At 62.0% G+C, this 15,192-nt stretch carries 14 protein-coding genes; 4 read left to right on the forward strand and 10 right to left on the reverse strand.

The window, feature by feature from the left end:
- Positions 1-31: 31 nt before the first annotated feature.
- From mhpE to ABLV30_RS18545, 6 genes are read right to left on the reverse strand one after another with little or no spacing between them, the layout of a single operon-like run.
- Positions 32-1,048: a 4-hydroxy-2-oxovalerate aldolase gene (gene mhpE, locus ABLV30_RS18520; protein ID WP_004851699.1), complete on the reverse strand. Its 1,017-nt coding sequence runs from the start codon at positions 1,046-1,048 to the stop codon at positions 32-34.
- Positions 1,045-1,995 (reverse strand): acetaldehyde dehydrogenase, encoded by a 951-nt coding sequence (mhpF, locus tag ABLV30_RS18525; protein ID WP_025108198.1) that lies wholly within the window; start codon positions 1,993-1,995, stop codon positions 1,045-1,047. The genes mhpE and mhpF overlap by 4 nt, the downstream gene beginning before the upstream one ends.
- The gene (gene mhpD / locus ABLV30_RS18530; RefSeq protein WP_004851704.1) at positions 1,988-2,794 is read right to left on the reverse strand and encodes a 2-keto-4-pentenoate hydratase; all 807 of its coding nucleotides are present in this window, start codon (positions 2,792-2,794) and stop codon (positions 1,988-1,990) included. Before mhpD ends, mhpF begins: the two co-directional genes overlap by 8 nt.
- Before the next feature lie 9 nt (positions 2,795-2,803).
- Positions 2,804-3,670 carry a 2-hydroxy-6-oxonona-2,4-dienedioate hydrolase gene (gene mhpC, locus ABLV30_RS18535; protein WP_025108200.1) on the reverse strand — a complete coding sequence of 289 codons (867 nt, stop codon included), beginning with the start codon at positions 3,668-3,670 and terminating at the stop codon, positions 2,804-2,806.
- Between the two features lie 17 nt (positions 3,671-3,687).
- Positions 3,688-4,632: a 2,3-dihydroxyphenylpropionate/2,3-dihydroxicinnamic acid 1,2-dioxygenase gene (mhpB, locus tag ABLV30_RS18540; RefSeq protein WP_064358120.1), complete on the reverse strand. Its 945-nt coding sequence runs from the start codon at positions 4,630-4,632 to the stop codon at positions 3,688-3,690.
- Between the two features lies 1 nt (position 4,633).
- Positions 4,634-6,298, reverse strand: coding sequence for a bifunctional 3-(3-hydroxy-phenyl)propionate/3-hydroxycinnamic acid hydroxylase (locus ABLV30_RS18545; RefSeq protein ID WP_025108201.1), 1,665 nt, complete (start codon positions 6,296-6,298; stop codon positions 4,634-4,636).
- A gap of 190 nt (positions 6,299-6,488) precedes the next feature.
- Between ABLV30_RS18545 and ABLV30_RS18550 the strand changes: the two genes are divergently transcribed.
- The 4 genes from ABLV30_RS18550 (at position 6,489) to ABLV30_RS18565 (ending at position 10,197) form a co-directional block, all read left to right on the forward strand.
- Complete coding sequence (locus ABLV30_RS18550) at positions 6,489-7,295, forward strand: DNA-binding transcriptional regulator (protein ID WP_154950534.1); 807 nt, start codon at positions 6,489-6,491, stop codon at positions 7,293-7,295.
- Positions 7,296-7,392: 97 nt separating this feature from the next.
- Positions 7,393-8,451: an ABC transporter substrate-binding protein gene (locus ABLV30_RS18555; protein ID WP_032720596.1), complete on the forward strand. Its 1,059-nt coding sequence runs from the start codon at positions 7,393-7,395 to the stop codon at positions 8,449-8,451.
- Positions 8,444-9,448 carry an iron ABC transporter permease gene (locus ABLV30_RS18560; protein ID WP_014229702.1) on the forward strand — a complete coding sequence of 335 codons (1,005 nt, stop codon included), beginning with the start codon at positions 8,444-8,446 and terminating at the stop codon, positions 9,446-9,448. The genes ABLV30_RS18555 and ABLV30_RS18560 overlap by 8 nt, the downstream gene beginning before the upstream one ends.
- Complete coding sequence (locus tag ABLV30_RS18565; RefSeq protein ID WP_154950532.1) at positions 9,448-10,197, forward strand: ABC transporter ATP-binding protein; 750 nt, start codon at positions 9,448-9,450, stop codon at positions 10,195-10,197. The genes ABLV30_RS18560 and ABLV30_RS18565 overlap by 1 nt, the downstream gene beginning before the upstream one ends.
- Here ABLV30_RS18565 and ABLV30_RS18570 read toward each other — a convergent pair.
- The 4 genes from ABLV30_RS18570 to ABLV30_RS18585 all read right to left on the reverse strand — a co-directional run bounded on the left by ABLV30_RS18570 (position 10,181) and on the right by ABLV30_RS18585 (position 15,117).
- Positions 10,181-10,930, reverse strand: coding sequence for a substrate-binding domain-containing protein (locus ABLV30_RS18570; protein WP_348865640.1), 750 nt, complete (start codon positions 10,928-10,930; stop codon positions 10,181-10,183). The genes ABLV30_RS18565 and ABLV30_RS18570 overlap by 17 nt on opposite strands.
- A gap of 59 nt (positions 10,931-10,989) precedes the next feature.
- Positions 10,990-11,826, reverse strand: coding sequence for a shikimate dehydrogenase (locus ABLV30_RS18575; protein WP_077254493.1), 837 nt, complete (start codon positions 11,824-11,826; stop codon positions 10,990-10,992).
- A 38-nt stretch (positions 11,827-11,864) separates the two neighbouring features.
- Positions 11,865-13,184, reverse strand: a complete 1,320-nt coding sequence (locus ABLV30_RS18580; RefSeq protein WP_265800102.1) for an MFS transporter — start codon at positions 13,182-13,184, stop codon at positions 11,865-11,867.
- 79 nt (positions 13,185-13,263) lie between these two features.
- Positions 13,264-15,117 carry a sugar phosphate isomerase/epimerase and 4-hydroxyphenylpyruvate domain-containing protein gene (locus ABLV30_RS18585; protein WP_154950530.1) on the reverse strand — a complete coding sequence of 618 codons (1,854 nt, stop codon included), beginning with the start codon at positions 15,115-15,117 and terminating at the stop codon, positions 13,264-13,266.
- Between the last annotated feature and the right edge of the window lie 75 nt (positions 15,118-15,192).

Below are 15,192 nucleotides of genomic sequence, written 5' to 3' on the forward strand. Positions count from 1 at the left end.
CGGCTGATACGTTGCCAGCCGCGCGTTGCTTTTATTTGCTGCGGTTAAGCAGATCCAGCGCGACGTCGACGATCATATCCTCCTGACCGCCCACCATCCGCCGCTTGCCGAGCTCGACGAGGATATCCACCGCGCTCAGGCCGTAGCGCCCGGCGGCCGCTTCGCTGTGGCGCAGAAAGCTGGAGTAAACCCCGGCATAGCCCAGCGCCAGCGTTTCGCGGTCAACCCGCACCGGGCGATCCTGCAGCGGGCGCACCAGCTCATCGGCGGCGTTCATCAGAGCATACAGATCGGTACCGTGATTCCAGCCGAGCTTATCGGCGGCGGCGATAAACACCTCCAGCGGCGCGTTGCCCGCCCCGGCCCCCATCCCCGCCAGGCTGGCATCGATACGGTCGCAGCCCTCTTCCACCGCGGCGATGGAGTTGGCCACGCCGAGACTGAGGTTATGGTGCGCGTGCATCCCGGTGGCGGTTTCCGGCTTCAGCACCGCCTTGAGGGCGCGGAAGCGATCGCGAATATCGTTCATGTTCATCGCCCCGCCGGAATCCACCACGTAAATACAGGTGGCGCCGTAGGATTCCATCTTCAGCGCCTGCTGCGCCAGCTGTTCCGGGGAGGTCATATGGCTCATCATCAGGAAGCCGACGGTGTCCATGCCCAGCTCGCGGGCGAAGGCGATATGCTGCGCGGAAACATCCGCCTCGGTGCAGTGGGTCGCCACGCGCACCACCCGCGCCCCGGCCTGATACGCGTTTTTCAGGTCGTGCAGAGTGCCAATGCCGGGTAGCAATAAAGTGGCGATCTTCGCCTGGCTGACCGACTCCGCCGCCGCCTCAATCCACTGCAGGTCGCTGTACGCGCCGAAGCCGTAGTTAAAGCTGGAACCCTGCAGACCGTCGCCGTGGGCCACCTCTATCGAATCGACGCCCGCGCAATCCAGCGCCCGGGCAATCTGGCGCACATTGTCGAGCGAGTATTGATGACGAATCGCGTGCATCCCGTCGCGCAGGGTCACGTCTGAGATATAGAGTTTTTTGCCGTTCATGCTGCTTCTCCCGCCGCGTCGTTCATCGCCTGGGCCATTTTTTCCGCCGTCGCCAGCGCCGCCGACGTCATAATATCGAGGTTACCCGCGTAGGCTGGCAGATAGTGCGCCGCCCCTTCGACCTCGAGATAAACCGCCGTTTTCAGGCCGGAGAAGCGGCCGACGCCCGGCAGGTTTACCGGTTTATCTTCCGGGATGACCTCAAACTGCACCTGCTGCTTCAGGCGATATCCCGGCACGTAGGCCTGCACCGCCGCCGCCATCTCGGCGATCGACGCGGCAATCGCCTGCTGCGATGCCGCTTCGCTCAGGACATAAACGGTGTCGCGCATCATCAGCGGCGGCTCCGCCGGATTCAGCACGATAATCGCTTTGCCTTTCGCCGCGCCGCCCACTTTCTCAATGGCCTGCGAGGTGGTTTCGGTAAATTCATCAATGTTGGCGCGCGTCCCCGGCCCGGCGGATTTGCTGGCAATTGAGGCGACGATCTCCGCATAGTGCACTTTTGCCACCCGAGAGACTGCCGCCACCATCGGGATGGTGGCCTGGCCGCCGCAGGTCACCATATTGACGTTGCCTTCGGCCAGATTGGCCTCGAGATTGACCACCGGCACGCAGTACGGGCCGATGGCCGCCGGGGTCAGGTCGATCACCCGGATCCCCGGCCTGGCTTCCCGCAGCGCGGCGTCGTTTTTCACGTGCGCTCCGGCGCTGGTGGCGTCAAAAACCACATCGATATCGGCGAATTCCGCCATCTGCATCAGGCCGCCAACGCCCTCGTGCGTGGTGGCGACGCCCATGCGCCGGGCGCGGGCCAGGCCGTCGGACTCGGGGTCGATGCCGACCATTACCGCCATCTCCAGGTGCTGCCCGTGGCGCAGAATTTTGATCATTAAATCGGTGCCGATATTGCCGGAGCCGATAATGGCGACTTTACGTTTACTCATCACTCTCTTCCTCTTTGGCGACAAAGGTCGCCGCCACTGAACCTAAACCGTCGATATGGGCGGCAAAACGATCGCCGGCGGTAATCGCCACCATCGGGCCTAACGCCCCGGTCAGCACGATATCCCCCGCCCGCAGCGGCTCGCCGAGGCTGGCCATTTTGCGCGCCAGCCACACCGCCGCGTTCAGCGGATGGCCAAGACATTCGCTGCCGCGCCCGCTGGAGACCTCTTCCTCGTTACGGGTCATGCGCATCGCGCAGTTTTTCAGATCCAGCCCATCCGGGCGCCGCGCCGGGCTACCCAGCACGTAAACGCCGCAGGAGGCGTTATCGGCGACCGTATCGACAAAGCCAATCGACCAGTCGCGAATACGGCTGCCGACCACCTCCAGCGCGGGAAGCACCCAGTCGATGGCGGCGTACAGTTCATCAAAGGTGGTATCGGCATGCGGCAGATCGCGTTTCAGCACCAGGGCGATTTCGGCCTCCACTTTCGGCTGCAGCACCCGGGAGAACGGCACGTCGGCGTTATCGCCGTAGCACATGTCGGCAAACAGGGTGCCGAAGTCCGGCTGGTCAACGCCCAGTTGCTGCTGCACTTTAGGATGGGTCAGCCCCACCTTGCGTCCCGCCACCCGGCGGCCGTTCGCCACGTGGTGCTGCACGTTCATCCGCTGGATGGCGTAGGCCGCTTCCGCGTTGTCAACGCCGAGCGCATCGCGCAGCGGTTCAATCGCCTGGCCGCGGCTTTCCGCCTCACGCAGACGCTGCGCCAGTTGTTCAAGAGATAAGGTTGTCATCAGCACTCCTCAGGTACGCGCCAGAAAATCGAGCACCAGCTGGTTAAAGCTCTCCGCGTGCTCCCACTGCGCCCAGTGACCGCAGTCGCGATAGATATGCAGTTCGGAACCGTTAATGCCCGCCAGCAGGCGCAGCCCGGCGTCCATCGGTACAAAGCGATCGTTACGCCCCCAGACGATCAGGGTCTGCGCGCGGATTTCGCCGAGACGCGGGCTAAAATCCGGGAACTGCTTCGGGTTGGCTTCCAGGCTTTGGACGAAATTATCCAGATGCTCCCGGCGCGACAGCATATTATTGAGGCGCGCTTCAAACAGCGCGTCGGTCAAATCGCGGGTATCGAAGACAAAGATGTTCATCATCTTTTTCAGGTTTTCGATGGTCGGCTCACGGTACAGGCCGTTCAGCAGCTTGATGCCTTCCGTCGGCATCGGCGTAAACAGGCTCATGCCGCCGGTTCCGCCGCCCATCAGCACCAGTTTGCCGACGCGCTCCGGCCAGCTGAGGGTAAAGGCCACCGCGCTGTGTCCGCCCATCGAATTGCCCAGCAGATGCACTTTGCTGATATCCAGCTGGTCAATCACGCTTTTCAGCACCCTGGCGTTCAGGTCGGAACGGGAGCCGCGGTTGACGATAGAATCGCTTTTTCCCCAGCCGGGGCAGTCCAGCAGAATGACCCGGTAGCCCGCCTCGACCAGCGGGTCGATATTGCGGCTAAAGTTGGCCCAGCCGGTAGCCCCGGGGCCGGAGCCGTGCAGCAGGACCACGGTTTCGTCGCCCTCGCCGCAGTCATTAAAATGGATGCGTAATGTTTCTCCGCCCTCTTCCACGTTGAGGAAACGGCTGGTGGCGGCTTCGGTTTGCGGTTGGTAGCTCATCATATTCTCCCGTTAATTCAGTTCTGCGCGGCGGCGCTCAGCGAGCCAAATCCGGCAATCCACTCGGGGATTGGTCGGTAATAGCGGCCTTCGCAGCGCCAGCGGCCAAATGCGGATAGCGCGGCAAAGGCGGCCACCCAGGTTTTAATTTCGTGCGTCGATTTCCCGGCCATTGCCGACAGCTCTTCGTTACTGACGGCATCCAGCTCCGCCAGCCGCCCCTGCTCCAGAAGGCTCATAAAGCGGGTATCCCAGACGGGGTTGAGCGGATAGAGCGAGTTCTGGTCCTCGATAAACTGCTTCGCCGCGCTAATGACCCGCTGCTGGCGCAGTTCACGCTCGTCCGGCGGCAGCTGCCTGCCGCTGCCCAGCAGCCGGTCGCGCATATGGGCATCGGCCTTCGCCAGCTCCGGTACCGGCGGCTGATGCGACAGGCCGCCGGAGCCAAGGATTAATACCCGTTTATTGAGGGTGGTCAGGAAGCGGCCAATGGCTTCGCCCAGCATGCGGGTGCGCTGAAAGCCCGGCAGCGGCGACGCCACGCCGTTGATAAACACCGGCAGAACCGGCAGGGTATCCAGCCCGCCGAGCAGGAACTCCAGCGGTTGTGCAAAGCCGTGATCCACCTGCATGCAGTAGGAGACCGCCAGATCGATGCCCTCTTTCATCACCGCGTAGGCGCAGGCCTCCGCCAGCGCCGTCGGCACCGGCAGAACGCCGCTGGCGCTGCTGAAGTCGCCGATAGCGGTCGCCCCGATGCCTAAACAGAACGGCGGCATCACATCGTAGAAAAAGCCGTTGTAGTGATCGGGAGCAAACAGCACTACCAGCTCCGGGTCGAAGGCGGCAATGCGCGCCCGCGCGTCGGCGATAGTGCCGTTCACTTCGTCCAGCACCGCCTGTTCCGGGTCAACGTAGCCCACCAGCGGGGTATGGGAGAGGCAATGAAGATATGCGTTCATATCAGGCCACCTGTTCAATCGTTGTTGCCGCCTGCGCGGAAGCCAGCTGCATCTTGCTCGCCAGCGCGTCGAGCTTTTTGCTCAGGGTTTGCGGGATGGCCACGGTGGCGACGAAGCGGTCCGGACGCACCACGGCAATGGCGGTATCGTGCTGCGCGAACCAGCTTTTCAGGCGGTTTTGCGTATCGCCGATGCGGATAACGCCGGGCACGTTGTCCTGATCGCAATGAATCTGCACCTCCGGCACCACCTGGATAAAGCGCACCCCGACCGCGCGCCAGCGGGCTATTTGTTCATCGTTGAGCCCCCACTGCGGATTACAGCCCCAGGCGATAATGGCGAATCTGGCGCCAATCACCTCATCGAGCAGCGTCACCTGCCCGTTTTCCAGCGTCACCTTCGGCTGGATAAACATTTTGCCGACCGGGGACGTTTTGCTTTCGCCTTCCGCCAGCAGCGCGCCGTCGCGATACTGCGGCATTGGCTTGAAACGCATTTCAAGGAAGTAGCGTTTAACCGGCGGCAGATAGTTGAGCAGCCACGAAACGCCGTCGCGCACCGCGCCGTGCCAGCGTTTCGGCGGCGCCAGGACGTTGCCGGCGGTGACCGACAGGTCGATCATCGCTTTGGCGTGATCGCGCCGCTCCTGTTGGTAGCTGTCCAGCAGCGCCTCTCCGGCTTTGCCGTTCACCACCAGCGCCAGCTTCCAGGCCAGGTTAAAGGCGTCGCGCATACCGCTGTTGTAGCCCTGCCCCTGCCACACCGGCATGATGTGCGCCGCGTCGCCCGCCAGCAGTACGCGATCGACGCGAAAGCGTTCGGCGATGCGCGCGTTGTGGGTGTAGACGCGCTGGCGAATCAGCTCGACGTTATCCGGGTCCGGCAGCACCTTGCTCAATAGCTGGCGCATCTTGCGCGGCTCGCTGAGCTGGGCTTCGGTTTCTCCGGGCATGACCATAAATTCGAAACGCCGTACCCCGTGCGGCAGCGCGGCGGAGACGTACGGGCGCACCGGGTCGCAGCACAGGTAGACGTGCGGCGTCGCCAGCGGATCGTTGGCGATATCAATAACAATCCATTGATTCGGCGCGGTTTTGCCTTCGAAGGGAATATTCAGCGCGCGACGAATGAAGCTGGCTCCGCCGTCGCAGGCCACCAGCCAGTCGGCGCGCACGGTTTCCCGCTCGCCGTCGCTGCCTTTGACGTTCAGGGTGACACCGTCACTATTCTGGCTAAAGGCCTCTACTTCGCGGGAAAACAGGCAGCGCACGTGGGGGAAACGGCTGAGGCCGTCGTACAGCACCGCGTCCACCTGCGGCTGAATAAACGCATTGCGGCGCGACCAGCCAAACTCGTCGGTCATCGGCTGAATATCGGCAAAGCAGCGCCCTTTCGGGGTGAGAAAGCGCATCGCGTGCCACGGCGTAGTATGCGGCAGCACGTTGTCGACCAGCCCCACCGCCTGCATCGCCCGCAGCGCCTCATCGTCGATACCGATGGCGCGGGGATAATCGATCAGCGACTCGAGCTTCTCAATCAGCACGACGCTGACGCCCATCTGCCCGAGGTAGTTGGCGATGGTCAGGCCAACCGGACCGGCGCCGGCAATAGCGACCTGCGCGCTGTGCTGTACCGCGGGTTGGATATCAGGATTGGATGTTGTCATTTTCAAAACCTCACGCTTCGGACAAATTGCCGTCACCGCACAACCTTCAGCAGGGCAATTTGTTAATTAAATGTGAATTTATTTTTATTGTGAGGTCAGTATAGGGTCGGTAATTTGCGCTACAATCAAAACATTACCGGATGTGCACCAGGTGCACATGATTGTTTATAATGATTTTTATTGAGGACGCATGAACGAAAACGCTTCGGAAGATTACAAAACGGTGCGCGGATTGAGCCGCGGATTATTGTTATTAAATTTGTTAAATAAATTCGACGGAGGCGCGACGGTCGGCACCCTGGCCGAGTTTAGCGGCCTGCATCGCACGACCGTCAGGCGGCTGCTGGAAACGCTGCAGGACGAGGGTTACGTGCGCCGCAGCCGCTCCGATGACAGCTTTCGCCTGACGATTAAAGTGCGTCAGTTAAGTGAGGGATTTCGTGACGAACATTGGATTTCTGCCCTCGCCACGCCGCTGCTTGGCGAGCTGCTGCGCGAGGTTTTATGGCCGACCGACATCACCACCCTGGACGTCGATGCGATGGTGGTGCGCGAAACCACCCACCGCTTCAGCCGCCTCTCCTTCCACCGGGCGATGGTCGGCCGCCGCCTGCCGCTGCTGCTGACCGCTTCGGGATTAACCTGGCTGGCCTTCGCGCCGGAACATGAACGAAGCCCGATTGTTGAGATGCTGGCCGCCCGCCCGGAAGCGGAGTATCAGCTGGCGCGCGAGCCGGAAAAACTGGCCGCCATCCTCGAACGCACCCGGCAAAACGGCTACGGCGAAAACTTTCGCGGCTGGCAGCAGGAGGAGAAAATCGCTTCCATTGCCGTCCCCATTCGCCGCCAGCAGCGGGTTATCGGCTGCCTGAACCTGGTCTATATGGCCAAAGCCATGACCATTGACCAGGCGGCGCAAAAGTACCTCACCTCGCTGCAGAAGGTCGCTGCCCGCATAGAAGAACGGATGTCCGATGAAGAGGTGTTTTATCAATAACCTTGTCCATAGGGGGTAAATCGCCCGTCAGCCATTGCGCCCGGACTCGTTATATATTTTAATATACAACGATTTTTCCTTTGCCGCTGAGCCCATCATGTCCAGACATCCGCGCGTTTTCTTTGCTATGGCGCTGTTAAGCGCCAGCCTGTTTGCCGGTCAGGCCTTTGCCGACCGCACCCTCACCGACCAGCTGGGTCGTGAAGTCACCCTCCCCGACCACGTCACCCGCGCCGTGGTGCTCCAGCATCAGACCTTAAACCTGCTGGTGCAGCTTAACGCCGCTGACGACGTCGTCGGCGTCATGAGCAGCTGGAAAAAGCAGCTTGGCCCGCAGTTTGCGCGCTTTATGCCGGCTATTGAGACACTACCGATGCCGGGCGATCTGACGCAGGTTAATATCGAGAGCCTGCTGGCGCTGCATCCCCAGGTGGTGTTCGTTGCCAACTACGCGCCGCAGGCGATGATCCAGCAGATCCAGGACGCCGGGATCCCGGTGGTGGCAGTCTCTCTGCGCCAGGATGCCGCGGGTGAGAAAAACAAAATGAACCCGACGATGGCCGATGAAGAGCTGGCCTATAACGAGGGGCTGAAACAGGGGATCCGCCTGATTGGCGAAGTGGTCGGCCGTCAGGCTCAGGCCGAAGCGCTGATTCAATACACCTTCAGCGCGCGCAGGCTGGCTAACGCGCCGGTTGCCGATATCCCGGAAAACGAGCGGGTGCGGGTATATATGGCCAATCCGGACCTCAACACCTACGGCTCGGGCAAATATACCGGCCTGATGATGAAGCACGCCGGGGCGCTGAACGTTGCCGCCGCCAGCGTAAAGGGCGCGCGACAGGTCTCGCTGGAGCAGGTGCTGCAGTGGGATCCGCAGGTGATTTTCGTACAGGACCGCTACCCGGAGGTGGTCAAACAGATACAAAACGACCCGCAGTGGCAGAGCATTGACGCGGTCAAAAATCACCGCGTGTGGCTGATGCCGGAATACGCCAAGGCCTGGGGCTACCCGATGCCGGAGGCGCTGGCGATCGGCGAGCTGTGGATGGCGAAAAAACTCTACCCCTCACGCTATAACAGCGTCGATGTCGAGGCGAAGGCGCGGGAGTACTATCAGCGTTTCTACCGCGTGAAGTGGACGCCGGATGCGTAGTCATCGTCATCCGGCCCTGCTGCAATGTACCCTCGCGCTGGTGACGATCGTGATTGCAATCGCTTCACTCTGCCTCGGGCAGTATCCGTTAAGCCTGGCGGAAGTTTTTCGCCAGCTGGCGCATCTTTCTCCCCTCGACGGCGTCGCCGGCCAGGTCGTGTGGTCGGTGCGGCTGCCGAGGATCGTGATGGCGCTGCTGGCCGGCGGCGCGCTGGGGCTATGCGGGGCCACCTTACAGGGCGTATTCCAGAATCCGCTGGTGGACCCGCATATCATCGGCGTCACCTCCGGTTCCGCCTTCGGCGGGACGCTGGCGATTCTGCTGGGGCTGAACGCCGCGCTGATGATGGCCTCGACCTTTCTCTTCGGCCTTGCCGCGCTGATGCTGGTCTATCTGATAGCCGCGCTGCAGGGGCGCGAAAGCACCCTGGTGCTGATCCTCTCAGGCATTATCCTCAGCGGCTTTTTTGCCGCCCTGGTGAGCCTGATGCAGTACCTGGCCGATAGCGAAGAGACGCTGCCGAATATTGTTTTCTGGCTGCTCGGCAGCTTCGCCACCGCCAGCTGGCACAAAGTCCTGCTGATGGCGCTACCGGTAGCCTGCGCCGCGATGGTGCTGTTTAAGCTCCGCTGGCGGATTAACCTGCTGGCGCTGGAGGAGAAAGATGCCCGCGGTCTGGGGGTTGCGGTGACCGGGCTGCGTCGCGGGGTGCTGGTGTGCTGCGCGGTGCTGGTCGCCGCTCAGGTGGCGGTCAGCGGCAGCATCGCGTGGGTCGGGCTGGTGATCCCGCATCTGGCGCGGCTGCTGGCCGGCGCCGACCACCGGCGTCTTCTCCCTACCGCCTTCTGGCTCGGCGGCGGTTTTATGATCGTCGTCGATGACCTCGCCCGCACGCTGATCCAGGCCGAAATCCCCATTGGAATCATCACCGCGCTTCTTGGCGCGCCGCTGTTTACCTGGCTGCTGGTGCAGTCGCGACGCACAGGCGCGCGCTGATGGCCCTTTCCCTACAGTTAAGCAACCTGCTCTACGGCCATAGCCGACCGCTGTTCGCCCCGCTGAACCTGCAGTGCCGTTCCGGCGATATCTGGGCGGTGCTCGGCGCTAACGGCCGCGGCAAAAGCACTCTGCTCGATACCCTGACCGGGGTACTGACGCCGATCGGCGGTGAGTTTACCTGCGCGGGCGGTCTCGCCATCGTGCCGCAGCATTTTCGCCCGGCTTTTGGCTGGCAGGTGCGCGACGTGGTGCTGATGGGACGGGCGCGCCACGTTAATCTGTTCGCTCAGCCAACAGCGGAAGACGAACGTGAGGTGCAGAAGGCGCTGGCGCAGCTGGGGATCGCGGTGCTGGCCGACAAGGTGTTTTGCGCGCTGTCCGGCGGCCAGCAGCAGCTGGTGCTTATCGCCAGGGCGCTGGTGGGCGCCAGCCAGAATATCCTGCTGGATGAACCCTGCTCGGCGCTGGATCTGGCCAACCAGCAGCTGGTGCTGCAGCTCATCAGCGACCTGGCCCATCGCCAGAAGCGGACGGTGCTGTTTACCACGCACGATCCGACCCACGCCCTGCAGGTGGCGAACCAGACCTTGCTGCTGCTGCCCGACGGTGAATGGCTGGCGGGAGAATCAGCCGCCGTGCTGACGGAAGCGAATCTTCAGCGCGCGTATGGTTTAGCGGTACGCAAAGTCCATCCCCCCGGGTCGGCGCTGCCGCTGCTGGCTCCGCAGTTTACGATTCGTCGTTGATAGGCAAAAAACCGGCGTCTTTCAGTAAGCGCTGCCCCTCCGCGCCGAGGATAAAGCGGCACAGCCGCTGCGCCCCGGCGCTCTGTTCAATCTGCGCCAGCAGGTAGTCGCAGCGAACATTCCACGCCGGCGGAATAAGCTGCGTGCGCAGATCGCTGCACGCCGCCATCTGCGCGGCGTAGTGAGCATAGCCGATAAACAGGTCGGTTAAGTTTTCACGGATCAGCCACGCCCCGGCGATTTCTCCCGCCGGCACCGGCAGCGAGTCGGGGGGGGGGGGGGCGCCTACCCGCGCCCGCGCGCGCGCCATCATGGCGGCACCGACGCCGGGACAGCGCTCTTCAATGTGGGAGAAAAGCTGCCAGGTGTAGTCGCCTGAAGGGTCGCAGCCCGGCGTTGAGGTTGCCAGGCGTAAGTCCGGGTCGCTGAGCAGCGCCAGCCACTCCCGCGTCTCGGTTGTTGCGCCGCGGCGGGCGGTCAGCATCAGCTGATTCCGGGCGAACAGATAGCACGCCCCGGCCAGCCCGGCCTGACGCAGCGCCTGCGGATGTTGGCTATTGGCCGAGGCGAACACCGAGCACGGCTCTCCGCCCTCAATGCGCTCGCGCAGCAGCCCTGCCGGACCAAAATGGACCTCGACCGGGATGCCGGTCTGTTGCTGAAAGCGCGCCAGCAGCGGAATGAAAGCGCTTTTCAGGCTTCCCGCCGCCAGCAGCGTTAGGGAGGGAGTCATAAGAACCATCGCTATATAGTCATAAATACAGCGCTATAATAACGCAGGTTCAGGCCATTTCAGTAGCGAATTTCCGCCAGTTCGCGCAGCTGTTCCGGCGTTGCCACCGGCAGGTTAAAGAACCGCAGATAGGCCGGGATCATTTCAAACAGCATGTCGGTGCCGCGCTGAATGGGGCAGCCCGCCGCCTGCGCCGCCTGCAGTAGCGGAGTGAACTCCTGGGCCATAACCACTTCACCGACAAAGGTGCCCGGCGTCAGGCGCTGCGGGTCCAGCGGCAGCGGATCGCCCTCTTTCATCCCCAGCGGCGTGGCGTTAACCACCAGATCGTGCCCCTGCGGATCGCGCTGCATCAGCGTAATGTCCAGCCGAGGATAGTGCTCAAGCAGACGCCCGGCCAGCGCTTCCGCCGTCTGCGAACAGATATCGTACAGCGTCAGGGCGCTGACGCCCGCCGCCGCCAGCGATGCGGCAATGGCCGAGCCGACGCCGCCGCTGCCCACCACCAGCGCCCGCGCCCCTCGCGTCTGGAAACCTTTACGCGTGATACCGAGGACAAAGCCTTCGCCATCAAACATATCGCCGCTCAGCGTGCCGTCGGCTTCGGGACGGATCGCGTTACAGGCGCCCGCTATCGCCGCCGTTGGGCTAAGATGCTGCACCAGCCCGCAGGTGGCGATTTTGTGCGGCATGGTGACCAGCGCGCCAATAATATTGGTCATCTTAAACAGCATCGGCACAAAGGCGGCGTAATCCTCAGGCTTGACGCCCATCGGCACCACTTTGGCGTCAACCTGCTGATGAACCAACCACGGGTTGTAAATCATCGGCGCTTTAAACTTCGCGGTCGGATAGCCAAGATGCGCTATCAGCCGCGTATTTCCACTAATCACCATTCCCTGCTCCTTTTACAACTAACAACGACTGCATCACGTTACTGCGAAAGTTCGATACGCTTGACATCGCCCAGGATAAAGACATAAGCCGCCACGCCCAGCAGCGCTGCGCCGCCGATATAAATCAGCGCGTAAAAGAAGTTGCCGGAGGCGGCAACAATGAAACCGATAATCAGCGGCGTCAGGATCCCGGCGAGGTTAGCGCAGAAGTTAAACAGGCCGCCGGTCAGACCGCCAAGGCCTTTCGGCGCGATGTCGGAGATCAACGTCCAGCCCAGCCCGACCATCCCCTGACCAAAAAAGGCGAACGACATCACCAGAATTACCGCCAGATCGCTGGTCAGCCAGTTGGCGGAGATAATGGTGCTCGCCATCAGCAGACCGGCAATGATCGGCAGCTTACGCCCGAGGTTTGCCGAGCCGGTGGCCTTCAGCAGCTTATCGGAGACCCAGCCGCCGAACATCACGCCGCCCGCCGCCGCCAGAAACGGCATGATGGCGAAGAAGCCGACCTTAATCCACGGCATATGGCGCTCGGTGGCCAGATAGGTTGGAAACCAGGTCAGGAAGAAGACCAGCACCGTATTACCGGCAAACTGCCCGATGCTGGCGCCGAGAATCTGCCGTTTCGCCAGCAGCTGGCGGATCAGCGGCCAGCTAAAGGCGGTATGCTGCTCTGCGCCGGTGGACATTCCGCCGCCGTTGACGATGTGCTCGCGCTCCAGCTGATTGAGGTGTTTATCCTCATGCGGCTCGCGATAGCAGCGCCACCACACCAGCGCGAACATCACGCCGGCGGCGCCGACGCTAATAAATAGCGCGCGCCAGCCAAAGCTGCCCATTATCCAGAACAGCAGCGGCGCAAAACAGGCCAGCCCGAGATATTCGCCGACGGTATAGACCGCCGTCGCCTTGGCGCGCTCCTGCTGCGGGAACCAGGCGCTCACCACCCGGCTGTTCACCGGGAAACAGGGGGCTTCGCTGACGCCGAGGGCAAAACGGCACAGCAGCAGGGTTTTCAGGCCGACCGCCAGGCCGTGGAACAGGGTGAATAGCGACCACAGGGTCAGCGCCAGAAAATAGGTGACTTTATTACCGAAGCGGTCAAGGAAGATGCCGCCGGGGATCTGCGCCAGCGCGTAGGTCCAGGCAAAGGCGGAGAATACGATGCCCATCATCGCGGCATCAATACCCAGCTCTGCGGTCAGCTGCGGCGCGGCAATCCCCAGCACCGTGCGGTCGAGATAGTTGATCATGGTGCCGACCGCCAGCAGCGCAAGGATACCGATACGCCGCCGGGAAGGCCGCGCGCCGGACGCGGCGGCGGCCGTCGTGTGATTATGGCTATAAGAGTTCATAGTCGTTTCCTGTCATAGGGTACAGCCGGATGTTGTTATTGTGTTTGCGACGTTGGGTTGTGAACCATTTGCTACATTACTAGGTGTACTGCATTGCTGACAAGCGTACAGCTGCATTTACAGCACCATAAAGTGCGTAACCGTTGCGCCGCTCGGTCAGTTCAAAGAAAAAGCGTCCGGCAGAAAACGGGCGGGTATATAGGTGCAGGAATTCACCGCCGCTTCCGTCACGATCGTAAAGAATTTGATGATTCTTCAGCAGGTTGACCTGAACATCCTCGCCAAAACGGGCCAACAGATCCTCATAGTAGTTCCCCGGGATCGGCAGCGCGTTGACCGCAACCGGAGCCAGGCTGGCGAGCGTGGAGGGTAAATCGTGGCAGGCAAACGCCGCGTGCTGTAAACCTGCTCCCTGATAACAGGCTACCGAACGGGCAATTTGCGTGGCGCGGCTCTGCGAAATATTGAGCGCGAGACGAATATCGCCCTGCGGACTGCGCACCGCCAGGCTGCGCACCAGCCCGTAAGGATCGGGCAGGGTCTGCTCATGTTCGAGCGTAAAGCCGAATACGGTGCGGAAAAAGATAATCCAGTTATCGCGGCTGTCCGCTTCCATGCCGAGTGCCAGGTGATCGATACCCCGATAATCGTTGCGCGGCGTGACGTCCGCGCGCAGATGAAAATCACGGGTGTAGATATCGTCCCCCATCTCAATCAGATAAATAAGGCTGCCGTCCGGGGCGCAAACCGCCGGGATGGGGCTTTCGTTCGGCCCGGCATCGCCCTGCCAGGTGGCGTAGCCTAAGGCGCGGGCGCGTTCCACGATCGCCGCGCTCTGGCTGACGCGCAGCGCCATGGCGCAGAGGGAAACCCCGTGACGCTGGTGAAAATGATCGGCCCAGCTATGCGGCTGGGCGTTAACCACCACCCTCGCCCCGCCGTTGCGCCAGAGGGCGACTCGTTTTGAGCGATGCGTCCCCTCTTCGGCAAAGCCGAGCTGCGTCAGCCTGTGTCCGAGTTCGCCCGCCTGCGCCGGCGTGGCGGCAAACTCGATAAACTCCAGCCCGGCGTAGAGGGGCAGTTCCGCAGGGGAAAACAGCGGCGCCCGGCTTTCCGGCAGCCGCTGACGGACCTGCTCTTCCAGCCACAGCAGCGAGCGATAGCCATCTTTCGCCGTCGCGCCGTTGGGCGATGCGCGGAAGCTGTCGTTAAAGATCTCCAGCGACCAGGGGCCGCAGTAGCCGCGGCGGGTAAGATCGCAGGCAAACTCCACCAGCGGCAGTTGCCCCTGGCCGGGAAAACAGCGGAAGTGACGGCTCCATTCGAGGATATCCATTTTCATCAGCGGCGCGTCGGCCATCTGTACAAAGGTGATTTTTTCCAGCGGCACGTCCGCCAGCTGCGCCAGCGTATCGCCGCGCGCCAGCACGTGGAAACTGTCGAGCACGATGCCCAGCGCCGGGCTATCGACGCTTTTGACCCGCGCCCACGCCTGATGCCAGCGGTTGACGTGGGTGCCCCAGGCCAGCGCCTCGTAGCCAATCGTGATGCGTTCCTGCTCCGCCAGCGCAGCAAGGGCGCGTAAGTCGGCGACCTGCAGCTCGACGTCGGCGGAACAGTCCGGCTGAACGTTGCTGCACAGCAGCAGGGTGTCGCAGCCCAGCTCGTGCATAAGCGCAAATTTGCGCCTGGCGCGTTCCATGTTGGCGGCAAACTGGGCGCGGCTGGCGCCTTCAAAATCACGAAATGGTTGAAAAAGCGTGATTTTTAGCCCTAAATCTGCCGCCAGGTGGCGGATATCGGCCGGCGTACCGGTATAATAGAGCAGATCGTTTTCGAAGATTTCGACGCCCTGATAGCCCGCCGCTGCGATGGCATGGAGCTTTTCGGGTAAGGTACCGGAGATCGAGACGGTGGCGATGGAACGCAACATAGAGTCCTCGGGTCATTAGCTGACTTAGTGACCTGAATATGTATCATTTGGTTCAAATGCGCCATGATTGGTTGC

The sequence above is a fragment of the Klebsiella sp. CN_Kp113 genome, from assembly GCF_040064585.1.
GTDB classification, from domain to species: Bacteria; Pseudomonadota; Gammaproteobacteria; order Enterobacterales; family Enterobacteriaceae; genus Klebsiella; species Klebsiella michiganensis.